This window comes from Telluribacter sp., assembly GCF_035998675.1.
Lineage (GTDB): Bacteria > Bacteroidota > Bacteroidia > Cytophagales > Spirosomataceae > Telluribacter.
The window spans coordinates 418777-438376 of record NZ_DASYHI010000013.1; the positions used below are offsets into that span (position 1 = coordinate 418777).

Sequence of the window (19600 nt, forward strand, 5' to 3'; positions counted from 1 at the left end):
TACCGAAAAAACTCAATACACTTCCAGTACCCGCCCGTAGGGCTCGCTCTCAGCTATCACCTGACCGGCCGTATCCAAGTACTGAAGCGTGGCGATATAGTGACCTATGGGTACGTCACTGGCAATGGTCATTCTGGCTGGACCAGTGGGCATGGGTTGCAGTACGTAAGGAGAGATGGCTCCGTAATAAACTAGTTGAGCGCCATCCATAGGTACCAGCTTCATCCGAGGCCGATTTGGCAGCTTGGGTGTAAGCGTGTAAGTAAGGGCTGTGGCTATGTTTCGGCCAATCCGAACGGGCTCCTGAAGTGAGCAGGGAGTTGGGTTATCACCAATAGTGCCTATTTGGGCATCGGGTGCTTTCCCTTTCCGGACATTGAGCCTAAAACAGCTTTCCCGCGCTTTGCCAAACTGGTAAAGCCGCATCACGTATTGGCCTGTCGGCAGACTGGCAGGGATCGGAATGCCCAGCTTCAGACCGTAACGCTCAAAGACCAGGTTGGGCAATGAAAACGTTTTCCCTTCCCGATCCGTGAGTTCCAGGGTAATGTCTCCCGAAAACAAATTGTAGCCCTCCACGGAAAGTGTGGTTCCAGCTGTTGCATCAATACCATAATAAATTAAATGCTGATAAGTTGTAATATACGCCGGGCCTTTGTCTATAATGACTGGCTGTGGAGCTCTCAGCGTCCGCCCATCTGCCATTTTCAGGTCTATGTCATAAGTACCTGGCAATCGATTTTTCAATTCATCCATAAAAAGGACCAGGTTGTTTGTATTACCTAAATAGCCTGGAAATATCCGACTACTTTCGTCAATCAAAATCTTTTCTTTGGTAGTACGATGAACCAACTCAACGGTAATAGGCAATGTATTTCCATACAAATTAATCATCGGAACGAGGAGTAACCCCGTAGGATCATCATGCAGAATATGATGAATAGGCTCCTTCATAAGACCCATCTCTATGGGGCCAATGGGAATAAGTTTTACTGTATATTTAACAATTGTGTGATCGTATCCAGCCCCCTTCAGACCCAGCGGAATATCTTTGCAATCCGGACAGCTTCCTGTAAAAATGGGATATAAGCGCCCTTTCAATAATTTTGCATTTTCAGTCAATTCCAGGATGGGTTCCATATCTTTCAGTAGTACAGAGGGTACCTTGATGGTGATCAGAAAATTCTTCTGGTCTATGTTTACGTCCTTCTCAGGAATCCCTGGAAACCGGATGGCAAGGATGCGGGGCTGCCCATCAGTGAGAGGATCGGGCTCTATTTTGTCGGGTCGGCAGGTAATAAGGAGCACGGCCATGGATAGCCAGCAAAATAGACGAAGTAGGCTGTGCATACGGGAAAATAAGAATTGACGGCTGCTATTGGAACATTCGCCAGGATATAACATATGAATTATTCAGTTTTTAATCAATTTTAAGCAATCGCACCCCATTTACCTTTAATAGGGTAGAGAAACAAAAGGGCACTTTGGTACAGGCTTCCTATCAGATACATACAAGTACCCCGAGCTTCGGCAGGATTTTTCATAGAAGCTCGGGGTAAATTGATTATTTGTGCAAAGTATAAAAAAATGGAACAACAGAATTGACTACTCGTTATTTTTAAGACGATAAACACTTAATCAGAATGGCAATAGACTATGCAATAGACAAAGGGGTGGCGGTTATCTCCTGGAACATGACTACCTCCCCGATGAACGTCCTGAACGACGAGTCCATCCCTGAATTTGAAAAGGCCATACAGAAAGCCTACGACGCTCCTGACGTAAAAGGAATTATTGTTACTTCTGCCAAACCCGAATTTATCGTGGGGGCCGATCTTAAAATGATTCTCCGGAATCAGGATAAAGACCCCCGGGAAATGCTCGAAGTGTCAATGGGCCTGAATCGTTTATTCCGGAAAATGGAAACCAGCGGCAAACCTACCGTCGCGGCCATAAACGGTACCGCCCTGGGCGGCGGCTACGAAGTATGCCTGGCCTGCCACTACCGCGTTGCGCTGGATAACCCCAAAACCAGGGTGGGCCTGCCCGAAGTAAAACTGGGGCTGCTGCCCGGCGGTGGAGGTACCCAGCGCCTGCCCCGTATGATTGGTATGCAGGCGGCCCTGCCCCTGATGCTCGAGGGGAAAGACGTGGGGCCGCAGGAGGCGCTAAACATAGGTATGGTGGACGCCCTGGCCGCATCGCGGGAGGAAATGCTGGAAAAAGCGCACGCCTGGATAGCCGCGAATCCTTCACCCGTTAAATCCTGGGATCAGGTAGACCGCAAATCCGGCCGTATAGTCGGGAAAGACAATTATAAAGTACCCGGCGGTAATGTGCAAAGCCCCGTAGGTATGCAGACGTTCACGGTGGGTACAGCCATGATGATGGATAAATCCAAAGGAAACTACCCCGCGCCCGAGGCGATTATGGCCTGTGTATACGAAGGCCTGCAGGTAAATATGGATCGTGCGCTGGCGATTGAGGCCCGGTACTTTGTGCAGGTAGCGACCTCCCGGGAAGCAGGTAACCTGATCCGGACCATGTTTCTGGGCCTCAACGAAGCCAACAAAGGGGCGAGCCGCCCTAAAAATATTGATAAAACCGACATCAGAAAAGTAGGGATTCTGGGAGCGGGTATGATGGGGGCGGGTATTGCCTACGTCTCCGCTATGGCGGGCATTGAAGTAGTACTGAAAGATGTAAGTACCGAAGCTGCCGAAAAGGGCAAAGAGTACTCCCGCAAACTGCTGGAAAAGGTCATCAGCCGGGGCAAAATGGATTCGGGGAAGGCCGGGGGTATTCTGAGTCTCATAACACCCACCGCCGAGGTGGATGACCTGCAGGGTTGCGATTTGATCATTGAAGCCGTTTACGAAAACCGGGAGCTGAAAGCCCGGGTTACTCAGGAAGCCGAGCCGCTGCTGGCTGACAGGGGCGTTTTTGGGTCTAATACCTCCACCCTCCCCATCAGCGGCCTCGCCGAAGCATCGGCCAACCCCGCCAACTTTATTGGTATTCACTTCTTTTCGCCGGTAGACAAGATGATGCTCGTGGAGCTCATCGTAGGTCGCCACACCTCCGACTATGCCCTGGCGGTAGTCATTGATTACGTGCGCAAGATTCGTAAAACTCCCATTGTAGTCAATGACTCGCGGGGCTTTTATACCTCGCGCTGCTTTAATACCTACACGTCCGAAGGCATGGAGCTTTTGAAAGACGGGGTTAATCCGGTACTTATTGAGAATGCCGCCAAAATGGCCGGTATGCCCGTGGGGCCGCTGGCCGTCACCGACGAGGTAGCCCTGGATCTGGTCCACAAGATTTCCAGTCAGGCTATACAAGATGGCGCTCTCACCGAAGAAGACACCGCCTACCAGGTGAGCCGGAAATTTGTGGAACTGGGGCGGATGGGCAAGAAGTCCCGCGCCGGATTTTATGAATACCCCCAGGAGGGTACCAAGTACCTGTGGCCCGGATTAGCCGAACAGTTTCCGGTTTCGGAGGTACAGCCAGCCCTGGACGAAGTCAAAAAACGGCTATTGTACCGGCAGGCCCTCGAGGCCGTGCGTTGCTACGAAGGAGGTGTTATCCGGACCCGGCTGGATGCCGATCTTGGCTCTATCCTGGCCTGGGGTTTTCCGCCCTATACCGGCGGTGCTCTTTCTTTTGTAGACTATATAGGTACCCCGGCTTTCGTGGAGGAGTGTGACCGCCTGGCTGATACCTACGGCGAGCGTTTCCGGCCCACCGAAAAGTTACGACAAACGGCCCGAACCCGGGAGGGTTTTGCATCCGGAAGCCCCGTTTCTTCTGCCTAATTTCAATTACAATATTTTCATTAAAAAAGTCACCACTTATATTCCTAGTGGTGACTTTTTGCTTTAAATACGGTAAAAATTCGGCTTATTAGTGACAAAAATTTCCCATTTGGCTCCAAAAATACCGTAAATACGGTATTGACAGAGCAAGTACTATACGTCTACCTTTGTGTAAAGCCTTTCCGTCATATTAATCCTCGCCATTAAGTATAGATAGTTTTCTTTTGTCCTATCCTCATCACCCTATGGAGAACTATACACACACTATTTCTGAACTTCCCGGTAAGATCCTCAACTTACCCTTTGTATTTGAGGATGTAGTGTATATGCGAGGAGAAAGTAACTACACTATTTTTACCTTAGTAAACCGTAAACAATACATTACTTCCCGCACCTTGCGGGTTTACGAAGCCCTGCTGCCCGATACTTTTGTAAGAATCCACAAAGGCTGCATTATCAACCTGGCTTACCTGGAAAGCCTTTGTAACGCCGAGCGGGTCGCCCAGCTAAAAGACGGGAGTTCCATTGGCATAGCCCGCAGGCGCTGGCCCCAGGTCAAAAACATGATGCTGAAACACAAGCTAAGGACTATGTACTAGTAATCAGGTGGGCTACTTCGCGCCCGGTTTGCATAGCCGCGTTCAGAGACGGATAAGCCGTGTAATCACCGCAACGGTACAGCCCCTCCCGAAGGCGTAGTTCCTCCGGTCGGCTTCCTGCTCCGTAGCGCACCAGCGCATCCTTTACACGATACGCCCGCAGATAGCGCCATTGCAGTACCTCCTCCCCAAACCACTCCTTAAGTACCAAACGAATTTTTTCTTCTGATACCTCAGCCTGACCGGGGCCCTGGCTGCTTACCGATATCAGCGTTTTTCCTTCCGGAGCATAGGTTGGCGTTACATCACTCAAAATTCCTATATGGTGGACCACGGAGTTTACATCCGGGTTCAGAATCAGCATTTTGCGCGGTAAGGGGGAGCGGTCAGCCGCAAAGTAGGTACAGGTAGTTGTATTAAATGAGCGGCTGGAAGAGGTACCCAGCAGGTGGTCGGCGGCGCGGGCATCGGTGGCCAGTACTACCTGCCGGGCCCGAATTGCCTCCCCGCTGGCCAGCCGGACGCTAGTACCTTCCATACCCGCCACCGGGGTATTCAGCCGCACCGAACCGGCTGGTAGCGCGGCCGCCAGCTGCTCCGGTATGGCCTGCATCCCTGCCGCCGGCAGCGCGGCCTCCCCTTCGTAAAACTGTCTGAACACAAACCGGAGAAAATTACTCGACGTAATCAGGTTATCTTCCAGAAAAATGCCCCCGAAGAAAGGACGGAAAAATGAATTGATCATACGGTCGCTCCAGCCGTACTCCCGCAGAAAAGTCAGCGAGTCCTGGTCGGGCTGCTTAAAAAAATCACTTGCGGTAGCTACCGATTTTACGTCCGCAATAAGCTTAAGTACCCGCATTTTATCCGCCAGTGAGCCTATTGGTGCCTTCAGCGTCTTGAAAATACCGGAGAGCGCCCGGCGGGGATCGGCTACTTCTTCAAAGCCATTGGCACAGCGCACCACTGCCCCCGAACGAAACGCCCCCAGCCGTAAGGCCGGATAATCAAGCAAACGCTTCGCCTCCGGATAAGCCGTAAGCAGAATCTGAAAGCCCCGGTCGAGTTGAAACCCCTCAACGCGGTCCGTCCTGACCCTGCCCCCAACGGCGTCGGAGGCTTCCAGTACCTGCACCGGTACGCCGGCCTGCCGGAGATAATGGGCGCAGGTAAGACCAGCCATACCGGCCCCAATGATAACTACTGGATAGGACGTTTCCATGTTAAATAATAGGATATGTGTATAATAATATAATATTTATAAGAAATTTCTAATAGTAGATGGAGGCTTATCAGCTCCTTTTCATAAAAAAATAGGTAGCTTTGCAGGCCTGAAAACCTTTAAGTTAAGAGTTAGCAGCCTGTATGGTTACACCACCCGCTGTGGCAGCCCCGGGAAAAGAACCAATCTTTAAGGTACGAAATTGGGTAAACTGTATTTTTTTCACTAACTTATGTTGTAAGCTTCTTGTTGAACAATTATTTGTTTATCGGGCCGCTTTCCCGGATAAGTACCTGCATTTCCAAGACGAACTATATACATTCATTGAGTCAGCAGACTTTTTTATCTATTCCTAAAAATGAAATATAAAGTACAGGTAGAAGGCGATTTCAGATTTATTGACGAGGGCCAGGGCGAGAATCTCCTGCTGCTGCACGGCTTGTTCGGAGCGTTAAGCAACTGGGACGGCGTCATTGATGGTTTCTCGAACCGCTACCGTGTTATTATTCCGGTGCTGCCTATTTATGAGCTGTCGCCGCGAAAGGCCGGTCTGGAGGCCCTGCTGGAATTTCTGGAACGTTTCCTGGCGGCCAAAAATCTGACAAATCTCACGTTGCTGGGCAATTCGCTGGGTGGACACGTAGCCCTGCTCTATACTCTCAAGAACCCGGACAACGTACAGCGGCTGGTACTTACGGGTAGTTCGGGATTATTTGAGAACTCGATGGGTGGATCTTTCCCCAAGCGTGGCAGCTACGGCTACATTGCCGAGCGGGTATCCTATACCTTTTATAACCCTCAGGTCGCCACCAAAGAACTCATTGACGAAGTATTTGAGGTAACGTCCAGTATCGCCAAATGCATGAGTATTGTGGGAATTGCCAAATCGGCTCAGCGCCACAACCTGTCCAAAGAGCTGGATAAAATAAAAATACCGACCCTGCTGGTGTGGGGTCTTAACGATACCATTACCCCTCCTTATGTAGGCCACGAGTTTAACCGGCTCATCAAAAGCTCGGAACTACACTTTATTGATAAATGCTGCCACGCACCCATGATGGAGCATCCGGAGAAGTTTAACCGCGTTCTGGAACAATTTTTAGAAAAACACTCGTTATTTGAAGTAGCGTAATTACCCTGCTGCAATTTCTGAGGGGCCGCGTGCGGCCCTTTTTTTGTGGCAAACTTTTTTAGTAGTTAATTTGAAAGTAACCCATTTTTTTTTAGTTTTCGCAAAAGACACTCATAACTCGTATGCTTGCAGCAATTCTTATCAATCCCATGGTGCCCACCCTTAAGCTCACTGATGCAGTGAGTACGGCGCTGGATTGGATGGAAGAGTATCAGACGAGACAGCTGGTAGTAGCCGATGCCGATGAGTACAGGGGAATTGTATCGGAAGAGCTTCTGCTGGATGTACCTGATGATTCTCTGCCCTTATCGGAGGTAGTAAGGCAACATCTGGATGTGTTTGCGACCGAAGACCAGCACGTGTACGAGCTACTTCGCCTGGCAAACCAATTTAGCTTGAAAGTAATACCGGTCCTGTACGAGGACAATACCCTGGCCGGTACTATACTGGTGGGTGAACTGTTGGCGCGGTTTGCGGATAGTATGGGAGTACAGGAAAAAGGAGCGGTACTGGTACTTAAAGTCACCGAGCGCGACTATTCGCTGTCCGAAATCAGTCGTCTTATTGAATCCAACGGTACCAAGGTTATCAGTAGCTACTATACTTCGTCTACGGACTATAACTCTCCGGAGGACTCGCGCCTTACCCTTAAACTCAACCGCACCAATATTACGCCTATTGTGGCTACGCTCGAGCGCTTTGGCTATGACATCAAGGAAGCGCACGCCAATGACCCCATTGAAAGCGTTGACCAGGAGCGACTTGATATGCTTCTCAGGTACCTGGCCACCTAAGAGTTGGTACTTTAGGAGTTACTTTCCTACCGCCGTATGAAAATAGCTATTCACGGACGCATCTTCACCGAATCAGCCCGCCCTTTTATCCAAACCATGTTTGACGATTTGTCGGCCCGGCACATCGACGTACAGCTTTCGGGCGTTTACCGCGGTATTCTGGACGAAATAGGCATATCACACAAGGCGTCGCTGGTTTATGATTCATCCGAAAACCTGTTCGACGCCGATTTTATATTTAGCCTGGGGGGAGATGGTACCCTGCTCGACACGGTAACCCACGTGGGTGCCCGGCAAATTCCCATCGTGGGTATCAATGTAGGGCGGCTGGGGTTTCTGGCTACTATTTCTCCGCCCGAACTACCCTCGCTCATCGCGACCATTGAAGCCGGACAGTACCGGCTGGACCACCGCTCGCTGGTGTGTGTGGAGTCGGACGAGCAGTTGTTCGGTACGCTTAACTTCGGCCTGAACGACTTTACCATTTCTAAAACCGATACTTCTTCCATGATCACCGTACATGCTTACATGAACGGTGAGTTTCTCAATTCTTACTGGGCCGACGGCCTCATTATCTCCACCCCTACCGGCTCTACCGGTTATTCTCTCAGTTGCGGCGGCCCGGTGCTGGTACCCAAAAACCAGAACTTTATTGTAACGCCCGTCAGCCCGCATAACCTGAATGTGCGCCCGCTGGTCGTGGAAGATTCAGCGGTGCTGAGTTTTGACGTCAAAAGCCGGAGCGGGAGTTTCCTGGTATCCCTTGATGCGCGCTCGCAGGTAGTTAACGAAGGTACCCATATCACCGTCCGGAAGGCTGATTTTGTGGCCCGCCTCGTTAAAATGAACGAAGATAGTTTTTTTAATACGCTCCGAAATAAGCTGTCGTGGGGGCTGGATATGCGTAATTGATCCTTATGTTTGTGTATTGAACAAGGAAGATTCCGTAGCTGGCTGGTAGCTTTTGCGCCAATCATGTTTCAGCCACTTTACGGAGTCTACCTTTACTACCCGGATCGGATCATGCAACTCTTTTTTCATACTTTCAATTTACAGCTCAAGCATACCTTTACCATTGCCCACGACTCGCGGGACGTGCAGCCGACGCTTATTGTAGAGCTACGGGAGGAAAACCTGTCCGGGTTTGGCGAAGCTACCTCCAATAAGTACTACGGTATCACCATTGAGGGTATGAAAGAGGCGCTGGAAAAGGTAAAGCCGCTGGTAGAAAGCTACACCTGGGGCACCCCCGAGGCGCTTTGGGAGGAGGTAAAGCCGTACCTGGAAACTAATCCCTTTGCCCACTGTGCTCTGGACGAAGCAGCCCATGACCTTTTTGCCAAGCAACAAGGCAAAAAGCTGTATGAATGCTGGGGGCTGAGGCCGGAGGCGAATCCTCTGACGGACTACACCATCGGAATTGACTCGGTTGATAACATGGTTGCCAAAATGCGGGAGTTTCCCTGGCCGCTGTACAAGATAAAACTCGGTACTACCGACGACCTGCGCATTGTACGCGAACTCCGCCGCCACACCACCGCCCTCTTTCGGGTCGACGCCAATTGTGCCTGGACTGCCAATCAGACCATCCGGTACGCGCCAGAATTGAAAGCCTTAGGCGTTGAGTTTATCGAGCAGCCACTGTCCGCCGCTGACCAGGAGGGGATGCAGCGGGTATTTGCGGAAAGTACCTTACCCGTTATTGCCGACGAAAGTTGTATTGTAGAAGCAGACGTAGCCCGGTGCCACGGTCTTTTTCACGGCGTAAATATAAAACTTACCAAATGCGGCGGCCTGACGCCCGCCCGGCGGATGATTACCGAAGCCAAAGCCCTGGGCATGAAAACCATGGTAGGCTGCATGAACGAATCCAGCGTAGGTATATCGGCCATTGCGCACCTGCTTCCCCTGCTCGACTACGTGGATATGGATGGTACGCTGCTCATCAGTAACGACCCGGCCGTAGGGGTAACTTTTGACGCCGGGCGCGTCCTCTACGCCAATGAAAACGGAACGGGAGCCCAACTGGCATTACCGGTACCATGAAAAAAGCCTTCACCATCCACGCGCTACCCGGCCGCACCGTTCGTCTGGACGGCCCCAGGGACTACCTCTGGTTCAGCGGTACCGACTACCTGGGTATGGGGCATAACGGGGCTTTTCAACAGTACCTGCGCGAAGGTCTTGAGCGCTACGGTACCCACTTTGGCAGTTCACGCAATAATTCCCTGCGGCTGGCGGTGTACGAGGAAGCCGAAGCAGCCCTGGCCGACTTCGCAGGTACCTCATCGGCCCTGACGGTATCGTCCGGTATGTGGGCGGGGCAACTGGTAATGAAGTACCTGGAAAGCAGGTACCCGGATGGCACCACCCTGCCCCATCCAGACGCAAAATCTTGCGTCTCTACGACTACCTACCACTACGCGCCTTGTGTACATCCGGCCCTGTGGGGCACCGGCTATGCGGCTACTACCACCACCTGGACCGAGTGGGCCTACCTTACGGTACAAGCCATTGAGCATAGCACCGCTGACCAGTTACACATCATCTGTACCGACTCCGTAGGCTCTCCCTGGGTGGAAGTCCTCGACTTTTCGGTTTTCGGGCAGTTGCCGACTGACAAACAGGTGTGGCTGGTCGTGGATGATTCGCACGGACTAGGGGTACTTGGTGAGCAGGGACGGGGTATCTTTTCTCAGCTACCACGCCTGGCCAACGTACATACCCTGGTAGTCGCTTCGCTCAATAAGGCACTCGGAATACCGGCTGGCGTAATTATGGCCGAAGAAAACGTAGTTCAGGAAATACGTAGCCTGCCCTGGTTTGCGGGAAGCTCGCCCAGCGCTCCGGCCTATATGTACGCTCTTACACAATTGCTGCAAAGCGGAGAGTACCCCCGGGCGCATGAGGTCCTGCTTTCCAACAGCCGGTACTTCACAGAGAAAATAACTCCCGATAGCTTTTTTATTCAATACCCGGACTATCCGGTTTATTGCAGCAGGAACATAGCGCTGTACGAGCACCTGCATGCCCACGGTATCCTGGCCGCCTGCTTTCCCTACCCCCGCCCTACCGACGAGCCGGTGATGCGGTTGGTAATAAGTACCTTACACCAAAAAGAAGACCTCGACCGGTTGGCCGAGGTCTGTAATACTTTCAGTAGTTAAATCTCAACTACCCAGTCGTTATAAATTAGTTAGACTTTTCTCCTCCGCCAGTTTGGCTCTTTCCACCCGCCCGGATACGAGTATACTTACTTCGTACAGGAACATCAGGGGCAGAGCGACCAGAATCTGGCTATAAATATCGGGTGAAGGTGTAATAATCGCCGCTACGATCAGGATGACGATCCAGGAGTGGCGACGGTACTCCTTCATAAAGCTGGGCGTCAGCACGCCCACCTTGGATAGTACAAACACCACTACCGGTAGCTGGAAGGCAATACCACAGGACAGGGTGAGAGTAGCTACGGTTCCGATGTAGGAGCCAATACTGAACTCATTAATAATAGATTCGTCGAGCTGGTAGTTAGCCAGGAAGTTGATAGCCAAGGGTGTCACGATAAAATAGCCGAAGAACACACCCGAAAAGAATAGAAAGGTAACGTAGAATACCGCTCCGCGGGCAGCCCGGCGCTCCGACGGCTTCAGGCCCGGCTTAATAAAACTCCAGACCTCCCAGAACGCATACGGAAATGCGAAAATAAGGCCCGTAATAACGGCCGAGGTAAGACCCATCGTAAACTGATCTCCAACCCCTATACTCTGTATTTTGAAGTTTAGCGCCTTGATGCAAAGGCCTTCGGCACCTACCGAATCACCCAACCTGCAAAGCATCCGGTATGTCCAGAAATCAGCTTTACCGGGAGCCAGAATGACGTAGCGATATATTTCTTTGATAAAAATATAGGCAATAATAGCAAAAACGAGGATAGAACCCACCGCCCGGATAACGTGCCAGCGCAGGGCTTCCAGGTGTTCCAAAAAGGTCATTTCATCGCCTTCACCTTCTGCCAATTCTTTTTCAAATTCCTGATCAAGAGCCATATTCAATCTCTATTACCGTTAACCGGCTTAATAAAATTTTTCAAAAACAGGTGTTATTTAACCGCCGAAATTAGTCAAAAAATCAATAGGTATAAGATACCGAACTGAAATAGCTACCTGGTATTCTTTTAAGTATGAAACTGGAACAATACCTATCTGGTTCAAGGCGCTCCCTCATCTACGACAGATAATACAGTAACGATGACACCTTATCGCTATTTTCTTTAAAATTACAGATCTAAATCGCTTTAGCAAAAAAGGGGCAAAACCCATTGTTTTGCCCCTTTTTTAAAGTTTACTCCTGTCAGATGTAAAGCGGGAACTGCTTCATCCACTCATTTACCTCCTGCTTTACCGACGCCAGTTTAGAATCGTTGTCGTGGTTCATCAGTACAACATCAATCAAATCAACAATACGCTCCATGTCCGTTTCCATCAGGCCGCGGGTAGTCATGGCGGCAGTACCTACGCGCATACCCGAGGTGACCATGGGCGACTTGTCGTCGAAGGGTACCATGTTTTTATTAATGGTAATATCGGCTTTAATCAGAGTATTCTCGGCCAGTTTACCCGTCAGATCCTTCGAACGCAGGTCTATCAGCATCAGATGGTTGTCGGTACCGCCAGAGATTATTTTATAGCCCTTGTCCACAAACGCTTTGGCCATAGCCTGGGCATTTTTCTTTACCTGTACGGCATAGTTGTAGTATTCGTCGCTGAGCGCTTCGCCAAATGCCACCGCCTTGGCCGCAATAATATGCTCAAGCGGACCACCCTGAGTACCGGGAAATACGCCCGAGTCCAGCAGAGAGGACATGGTACGCAACTGCCCTTTTTGGGTAGTGATACCGTAGGGGTTTTCAAAATCGTTCCGCATCATGATCAGACCGCCGCGTGGTCCGCGCAGGGTCTTGTGGGTAGTAGTAGTGACGATATGGCACTGCTCCAGGGGATCATTGAGGAGTCCCTTCGCGATCAGACCCGCCGGGTGCGAAATATCCGCCATCAGCAGCGCCCCGATCTGGTCAGCAATGGCCCGCAGGCGTACGTAGTCCCAGTCGCGGCTGTAAGCCGACGCTCCACAAATAAGGAGTTTCGGACGCTCGCGTACGGCGGTTTCTTCTACTTTATCCCAGTCAATCAGACCGGTTTCGGGCTCTACCCCGTAGAAAATGGGCTGGAAGTACTTACCTGATATATTAACGGGTGAGCCGTGGGTGAGGTGACCACCGTGCGCCAGGTTAAAGCCCATGATTTTATCGCCCGGATTGAGGCAGGCAAGGAACACGGCTGTATTAGCCTGTGCTCCCGAATGGGGCTGTACATTGGCCCAGGTAGCTCCGAAAAGTTCCTTGATCCTGTCAATAGCCAGCTGCTCAATTTCATCCACCACTTCACAACCTCCGTAGTAGCGCTTGCCCGGTAAGCCTTCGGCGTACTTATTGGTCAGGACGCTGCCCGCGGCCTCCATGACCTGCTTGGAGGTGAAGTTTTCGGAAGCGATCAGTTCAATACCCGACTCCTGCCGGTGTAGTTCCTGGTTGATCAGGTCAAATACCTGCGTATCGCGGGCGACGGTGGTGAGAGTTGACATAATATTTATATAAAAATGTGATAGTAAGCAACGAAGGCACAAAAATACAGTCTAAATTAGTAGGAAAGAAACCTCTGTAAAAATCTTTCCTTGTCTACGGCTTATTAGAGCTTGATTGTAACCTGAATAAGCGAATTATAGTGCAAAAGTTATTCTTAAAAAATTTTAAATAATACTGAAATTCAGTAGTACCTTTGTATCTACTATTTGTATGTCTGATTTCTGATGTACTGTACCTATACCCTTTGAGCATTAAATCATTCAAGTAATTTTTCATGGAGCCACAAGCACTTAATCCGGAAACCATCCTGATCCAGGCGGCCGATAACGCTTCAAAGCGGAATGACGGTCGAATCGGGCAACCTATTACCTACGAGAAAATCCCCACGCATATCTATGCCGATGCCCGGGACGCCTCCAGCGCCGTAGCCAGGGAAATTGCCGAGTTGATCCGGCAGAAGCAAAGAGAAGGCAAACCCTGCGTATTAGGTCTGGCAACGGGTTCGTCGCCCAAGACTGTCTACGCCGAACTGGTACGGATACATCGGGAGGAAGGATTAAGCTTCCGGAACGTAATATCGTTTAATCTGGACGAATACTACCCCATGCAGCCGGACTCTATCTATAGTTACCACCGGTTCATGAAAGAGCAGTTGTTTGACCACGTGGATATCGAGCCGGGCAACTTTTATGTACCGGATGGTACCGTTTCCGTAGAGCAGCTTCAGGACTACTGCCGCTCCTACGAGCATAAGATAAACTCCATGGGCGGACTGGATTTTCAACTCCTGGGAATCGGGGGCAACGGGCACGTCGGGTTCAATGAACCAGGTTCCCTTATCAACTCCCGCACCCGCCTTATTACGCTGGACCACTCGACCCGGGCCGCCGCTGCCATGGAATTTGGCGGGCTGCACCAGGTACCCCGCAAAGCTATTACAATGGGAGTAGCTCCCATCATGAGCGCCCGCCGTATTGTGCTACTGGCCTGGGGAGAGCGTAAAGCCCAGGTTATCAAAGAAGCCGTGCAGGGTTCCGTTACGGAGCACAACCCCGCTTCCTATCTGCAGGCTCACCCGAACGTTACGTTCGTCCTCGACGACCGGGCGGCCTCCGAACTGACCCGCGTAAAAACTCCGTGGGCGGTTGATAGCGTTACCTGGGATACTAAAATGATCAAGAAAGCGGTGACGCACCTGTCCCGCACCCTGAGAAAGCCTATCCTGAAATTGATTGATAAAGATTACAACGATAATGGAATGAGTGACCTGCTGGCTCAGTACGGAGCAGGGTACGAAATCAATATCAATGTATTCAACCAACTCCAGCATACCATTACCGGCTGGCCGGGTGGTAAACCCAAAGCTGACGACACCAATCGTCCCGAGCGGGCTGAGCCAGCCCGCAAGCGGGTCATCATTTTCAGCCCGCACCCCGACGACGACATAATCTCCATGGGGGGTACCTTCCAGCGGCTGGTTGACCAGGGCCACGAGGTACACGTAGCCTACCAGACCTCCGGTAACATAGCGGTGGCCGACGACGAAGCACTACGCTTTATCGACTTTGTGGTAGACTTCAACGACCGCTTTGATATTGAAAGCAACGAAGTGACTGAGCTGTTCCAGGACGCCAAGGAGTTCCTTAAACATAAAAAAGACAGCCAGATTGATACCCCCGAGGTACGCCATGTAAAGGGACTTATCCGGCGGGGCGAAGCCAAAGCTACCTGCCGCTTTGTGGGGGTACCCATGGAGCAGGTTCACTTCCTGGATATGCCGTTCTACGAAACAGGTACCGCCCAGAAAAAATCACTCAGTGAGGAAGATATAAAAATTATCGAAAACCTGATTGACGAAGTACAACCGCATCAAATCTACGCGGCCGGTGACTTTGCTGACCCGCACGGTACGCATAAGGTTTGCTGGGATGCCATTGAGGCGGCTCTGCACCGCTCCAAAGACAAGAGCTTTATGAAAGACTGCTGGGTATGGCTGTACCGGGGCGCCTGGGCGGAGTGGGATATTGACGAAATAGAAATGGCCGTACCGATGAGTCCGGATCAGGTACTTCGTAAGCGGATGGGCATCTTTAAGCACCAGTCACAAAAAGACGGGGTTGTATTCCAGGGTGAAGACTCGCGGGAGTTCTGGCAGCGCGCCGAAGAGCGCAACCAGGGTACCGCCCAGCTGTACGATGACCTTGGACTGGCCGAATACGAAGCCATGGAAGCTTTTGTACGCTGCCATTTTTTATAACGGTACTACTTACTAAAGCGGCCAGGCCCGTGGAAACTTCCACGGGCCTGGCCGCTTTAGACATTTTATAGTTTATCCTACCGTATTGGTAAGGGTACCTATGGGTTCAATGATGATATGAATCTTATCGCCTTTTTCCAGCGTAAAGTCAGAGGGAGGAATAATACCCGTGCCAGTCATAAGATAAGCGCCCTGCGGGAAAGTAGTTTCGCGAAACAGAAACTCTAACAACTCCGTTGGCTTGCGCTTTAATTGATCCAGCGTAACCTCGCCGCTAAATACCTCTTCTCCGCCGCGAACAATAGAAAGTCCGATCAGCGTATCCTGTGACAGCGGCTCCTGGGCTACGTACAGACAGGGGCCTAAAGCAGCGCTACCGTCGTAGGTTTTGGCCTGGGGCAGGTACAGCGGGTTTTCGCCTTCGATACTCCGCGAGCTCATATCGTTTCCAATGGTATACCCTACCAAAGTACCCGACGAAGTAGCGTACAGGGTCAGTTCCGGCTCGGGTACGTTCCAGGTGGAGTCGCGCCGGATGCGGACGGTACCGTAGTCACCTACTACCCGGGCCGCCGAAGACTTAAAAAACAGCTCCGGACGCTCAGCATCGTATACCCGGTCGTAGAAACTTCCTCCACCGGCTTTCTCCGACTCCTCCATCCGTGCCTCGCGGCTGCGGTAGTAGGTCACGCCCGAGGCCCACACTTCCTGCGTACCAATGGGAGGCAACAGCTCAGGCATGGGCAAAGCATCCGTAAACGGCAACAGCAGCAGGTTTTCGGTTTGGGTAATGAGCCAGTCGTACAGGTTGTCCCGGTTTACGACTACGTCCCAGTTAGTTTCGTGGAGGCGATAAAACTGATCTTCTTTTTCTAATAGTATTCCGTGGTGAGTGCGGTACAGTTTCATGTATAGTAAGTAGGTGTTACATCTTTTCAAGACAAAGTACCTCCGGCTGGGTTTTTACTCCTAAAAACCCAGACAGAGGGTTTTCTTAGAGCTTTTCCTTTAAAAAAGTAGCCGTATAATTGTCATCCAGCTTCACCATGTCTTCGGGCGTACCCGCAAAGGTCACGTACCCACCCGTTTCGCCGCCCTCGGGCCCCAGGTCCACGATCCAGTCGGCGCACTTGATAACTTCCATATTATGCTCAATAATTAGTACGCTGTCTCCCTGGTCTACCAGGGCATTGATGGCTTTAAGTAGCTTTCTGATATCGTGAAAATGAAGCCCCGTGGTAGGTTCATCAAAAATAAACAGCGTTTTTCCTTTGTTGGCATTACCCTTACCCAGAAAAGATGCCAGCTTAACGCGCTGGGCTTCCCCTCCCGACAGCGTATTGGACGACTGCCCCAACCGTACATAACCCAGCCCTACGTCCTGCAGGGGCAGGAGTTTTTCTACCAGCTTCGGCTCTGACTTCCGGAAAAATTCAATGGAATCATCCACGGTCATATCCAGAATATCGGCAATATCCTTTTCATTGTACCTTACCTCGAGTATCTCCTGTTTGAATCGCTTTCCGCCGCAACCTTCGCAGGTAAGGTAGATGTCGGCCATAAACTGCATCTCGATCTTCACCTGGCCTTCGCCCTGACATACCTCACAGCGGCCACCTTCAATATTAAAGGAAAAGTGCGACGGCTTGTAGCCCCGCGCTTTGGCAATGGGCAGGTCGGCCATCATCTGCCGCATGTGGTCGTAGGCTTTGATGTAGGTAACCGGGTTAGAGCGGGACGATTTGCCAATGGGATTCTGGTCAATCATTTCAACCGCCTCAATCCGGTCCAGGCTACCCGCCAGCTCGTTGAACTTACCTACGTCCTCGCTGTATTCGCCCTTGGCGCGCATCAGGGCCGGGTAGAGAATCTTTCGGATGAGGGTTGATTTTCCCGAACCACTTACCCCGGTTACCACCGTAAGCAGCCCGAGCGGGAACCGGGCGTCCACATCTTTTAAGTTATTTTCCCGGGCACCTTTTATTTCCAGAAACTGGGTAGTCTTGCGCCGGACTTTCGGAACGGGTATCACATCGCGCCCCAGCAAAAATTCGATGGTATGCGATTTGTGCTCGTTGGTAGTGGATAAGCCCCTTTCTTTATGGCTGTTAATATCTTCCCAGGTACCTTCAAAAACAATATAACCTCCTCCCGAACCGGCTTCGGGGCCTATATCTATAATCTGATCAGCGGCGTGCATGACTTCTTCCTCGTGCTCTACCACAATAACCGTATTACCCATATTCCGCAGCGACTCCAGCACCCCCACCAACTGACGGGTATCGCGCGGGTGCAGGCCTATGCTGGGTTCGTCGAGTATATACATGGACCCTACCAGCGCACTACCCAGCGAGGTAGCCAGCTTGATCCGCTGAAACTCCCCACCCGACAGCGTGTTGGTGAGGCGGTTGAGCGTCAGGTACCCCAAGCCTACCCGCTCCATGTACTCGAGACGGTTCTTGATCTCCGTCAGGATTCGACGGGCTACCTGCTGCTCGTGCTCGGTCATTTCCAGGTTTTCAAAGAAAGGAAGTACCTTACTGATAGGCATAAGTACCAGGTCGGTGATAGAGGCTCCGCCTACCTTTACGTAGGCGGCATCCTTGCGCAGGCGCGAGCCGCGGCATTCGGGGCAGGTAGTCCGGCCGCGGTACCGCGAGAGCATCACACGGTACTGAATCTTGTGCGTCTGGGTTTCAATTTCATGAAAGAAATCATTAAGGCCCCGGAAGTACTGATTGCCGGTCCAGAGCAGTTCCTGCTGCTCGGCCGAAAGATCTTTATAGGCTCTGTGAATGGGAAAATCAAACCGGATACCATTGCGCAGTAACGGGCGCAGCCATTCGCTCATTTTTTCGGTACGCCAGGGGGCCAGGGCACCTTCAAATACCGACAGGCTCTTGTCAGGTATTACCAGGTCCGGGTCAATACCCAGTACCTTACCAAAACCTTCGCAGCGTTTACAGGCACCGAAGGGGTTATTGAAGCTGAACAAATTAACCGTTGGCTCTTCAAACCGGATACCATCCAGCTCAAACTTATCCGAAAACTCCCGGCGCTCTCCACCCCGTACTTCTACCAGGCAAACGCCTTCTCCTTCAAAGAAGGCAGTCTGTACCGAGTCTGAAAGGCGGTATTGGGTATCTTCGTCGTCAGCGTGAACGGTAGCGCGGTCAATGAGTATTTCCAACCGGCCCGAGTTGTCAAAGCTGGCAAAATTTTCAAGTACTTCTTCAATAAAATGGGTTTCGCCCTGCGCCACAATACGGTTATAGCCCTTGGAAAGAAGAATATTCAACTCGTTTTCCAGCGTGCGTCCGTCGCGTACCAGCAGGGGTGCCAGCACCATGACACGGGTACCTTCCTCGTGGTTTAGCATAAAATCCACTACATCGGTTACGGTATCTTTCCGCACCACCTGCCCCGACACGGGCGAGTAGGTAACACCGATACGGGCGAAGAGTAGTTTCAGGTAGTCGTAGATTTCGGTAGAAGTACCTACCGTAGAGCGGGGATTGCGGGTACTTACTTTCTGCTCAATGGCAATGGCCGGTGAAATACCTTTAATGTACTCTACCTCGGGTTTTTCCATCCGGCCCAGAAACTGCCGGGCGTAGCTGCTGAGGCTCTCGACGTACATGCGCTGCCCTTCGGCAAACAGGGTATCAAAAGCCAGAGAAGACTTGCCGGAGCCGGAAAGACCGGTAATTACAACGAGCCGGTTGCGGGGAATGGCTACATCAATGTTTTTAAGATTATTGACGCGGGCCCCTTTTATCAGGATATATTTTTTAGGATCAAGTTCTTCAAACGGAACACCTTCAAGGCGAAGTTCAGGTTGATTTATCATACACGGACCAAAGAATAACGGAGGGCCTGGTTAGGGGAGCCCTATCTAAATGTAAACCCAAAATTCGCCGCTTTAGTTTGTGAATCCTAATGCTGTGCAGAAAGTGTAAAAACCAGCTTATGGGTAGTATTTGTTGCCTTGGAAGCAACACTCCCGCTACGCAGCAATAAGGCCGTTGGCTTCTTGATTCGCGATTTGCAAATTGCAAATCATAAGGAAAGAGCAAAGCTGCATTTGCCTGGGGAGTGAGCCGTGCCACCGTTGCAACGGTGGCACGGCTGGTG

Annotated in this window: 14 protein-coding genes; 8 read left to right on the forward strand and 6 right to left on the reverse strand. The window is 51.1% G+C overall.

From position 1 onward, the window contains the following. Positions 1–12: 12 nt before the first annotated feature. Positions 13–1350 (reverse strand): hypothetical protein, encoded by a 1338-nt coding sequence (locus tag VGN67_RS06645; protein WP_327486004.1) that lies wholly within the window; start codon positions 1348–1350, stop codon positions 13–15. Positions 1351–1643: 293 nt separating this feature from the next. Here VGN67_RS06645 and VGN67_RS06650 point away from each other — a divergent pair, with 293 nt between their 5' ends. Beyond that, entirely contained in the window at positions 1644–3821 is a 2178-nt protein-coding gene (locus VGN67_RS06650; RefSeq protein ID WP_327486005.1) for a 3-hydroxyacyl-CoA dehydrogenase NAD-binding domain-containing protein, read from the forward strand. A 245-nt stretch (positions 3822–4066) separates the two neighbouring features. Then, complete coding sequence (locus VGN67_RS06655) at positions 4067–4420, forward strand: LytTR family DNA-binding domain-containing protein (protein ID WP_327486006.1); 354 nt, start codon at positions 4067–4069, stop codon at positions 4418–4420. On the opposite strand, the gene VGN67_RS06660 is transcribed toward VGN67_RS06655, so the two are convergent. After that, on the reverse strand, positions 4410–5642 hold the full coding sequence (locus VGN67_RS06660) for an NAD(P)/FAD-dependent oxidoreductase (protein ID WP_327486007.1): 1233 nt from the start codon (positions 5640–5642) through the stop codon (positions 4410–4412). The genes VGN67_RS06655 and VGN67_RS06660 overlap by 11 nt on opposite strands. 358 nt (positions 5643–6000) lie before the next feature. Between VGN67_RS06660 and VGN67_RS06665 the strand changes: the two genes are divergently transcribed. The 5 genes from VGN67_RS06665 (at position 6001) to VGN67_RS06685 (ending at position 10735) form a co-directional block, all read left to right on the forward strand. Then, entirely contained in the window at positions 6001–6774 is a 774-nt protein-coding gene (locus VGN67_RS06665; RefSeq protein ID WP_327486008.1) for an alpha/beta hydrolase, read from the forward strand. Positions 6775–6896: 122 nt separating this feature from the next. Next, positions 6897–7568 carry a CBS domain-containing protein gene (locus VGN67_RS06670; RefSeq protein WP_327486009.1) on the forward strand — a complete coding sequence of 224 codons (672 nt, stop codon included), beginning with the start codon at positions 6897–6899 and terminating at the stop codon, positions 7566–7568. Positions 7569–7604: 36 nt separating this feature from the next. Then, on the forward strand, positions 7605–8480 hold the full coding sequence (locus tag VGN67_RS06675; protein WP_327486010.1) for an NAD kinase: 876 nt from the start codon (positions 7605–7607) through the stop codon (positions 8478–8480). 111 nt (positions 8481–8591) lie between these two features. Then, entirely contained in the window at positions 8592–9614 is a 1023-nt protein-coding gene (locus tag VGN67_RS06680; RefSeq protein ID WP_327486011.1) for a dipeptide epimerase, read from the forward strand. Next, positions 9611–10735, forward strand: a complete 1125-nt coding sequence (locus VGN67_RS06685; RefSeq protein WP_327486012.1) for an aminotransferase class I/II-fold pyridoxal phosphate-dependent enzyme — start codon at positions 9611–9613, stop codon at positions 10733–10735. Before VGN67_RS06680 ends, VGN67_RS06685 begins: the two co-directional genes overlap by 4 nt. 18 nt (positions 10736–10753) lie before the next feature. On the opposite strand, the gene tatC is transcribed toward VGN67_RS06685, so the two are convergent. Together tatC and glyA are read right to left on the reverse strand one after the other, a co-directional pair. Beyond that, complete coding sequence (gene tatC / locus VGN67_RS06690) at positions 10754–11614, reverse strand: twin-arginine translocase subunit TatC (protein WP_327486013.1); 861 nt, start codon at positions 11612–11614, stop codon at positions 10754–10756. Positions 11615–11918: 304 nt separating this feature from the next. Continuing rightward, positions 11919–13208 (reverse strand): serine hydroxymethyltransferase, encoded by a 1290-nt coding sequence (gene glyA, locus VGN67_RS06695; RefSeq protein WP_327486014.1) that lies wholly within the window; start codon positions 13206–13208, stop codon positions 11919–11921. Positions 13209–13483: 275 nt separating this feature from the next. On the opposite strand from glyA, the gene nagB reads away from it, so the two are divergent. After that, positions 13484–15466, forward strand: coding sequence for a glucosamine-6-phosphate deaminase (gene nagB / locus VGN67_RS06700; protein ID WP_327486015.1), 1983 nt, complete (start codon positions 13484–13486; stop codon positions 15464–15466). A gap of 72 nt (positions 15467–15538) precedes the next feature. Here nagB and VGN67_RS06705 read toward each other — a convergent pair whose 3' ends face one another. Both VGN67_RS06705 and uvrA read right to left on the reverse strand, forming a co-directional pair. After that, positions 15539–16375 (reverse strand): fumarylacetoacetate hydrolase family protein, encoded by an 837-nt coding sequence (locus VGN67_RS06705; protein ID WP_327486016.1) that lies wholly within the window; start codon positions 16373–16375, stop codon positions 15539–15541. An 85-nt stretch (positions 16376–16460) separates the two neighbouring features. Beyond that, a complete protein-coding gene (gene uvrA, locus VGN67_RS06710; protein WP_327486017.1) occupies positions 16461–19316 on the reverse strand; it encodes an excinuclease ABC subunit UvrA in 2856 nt (951 codons plus the stop codon). Positions 19317–19600 lie beyond the last annotated feature (284 nt).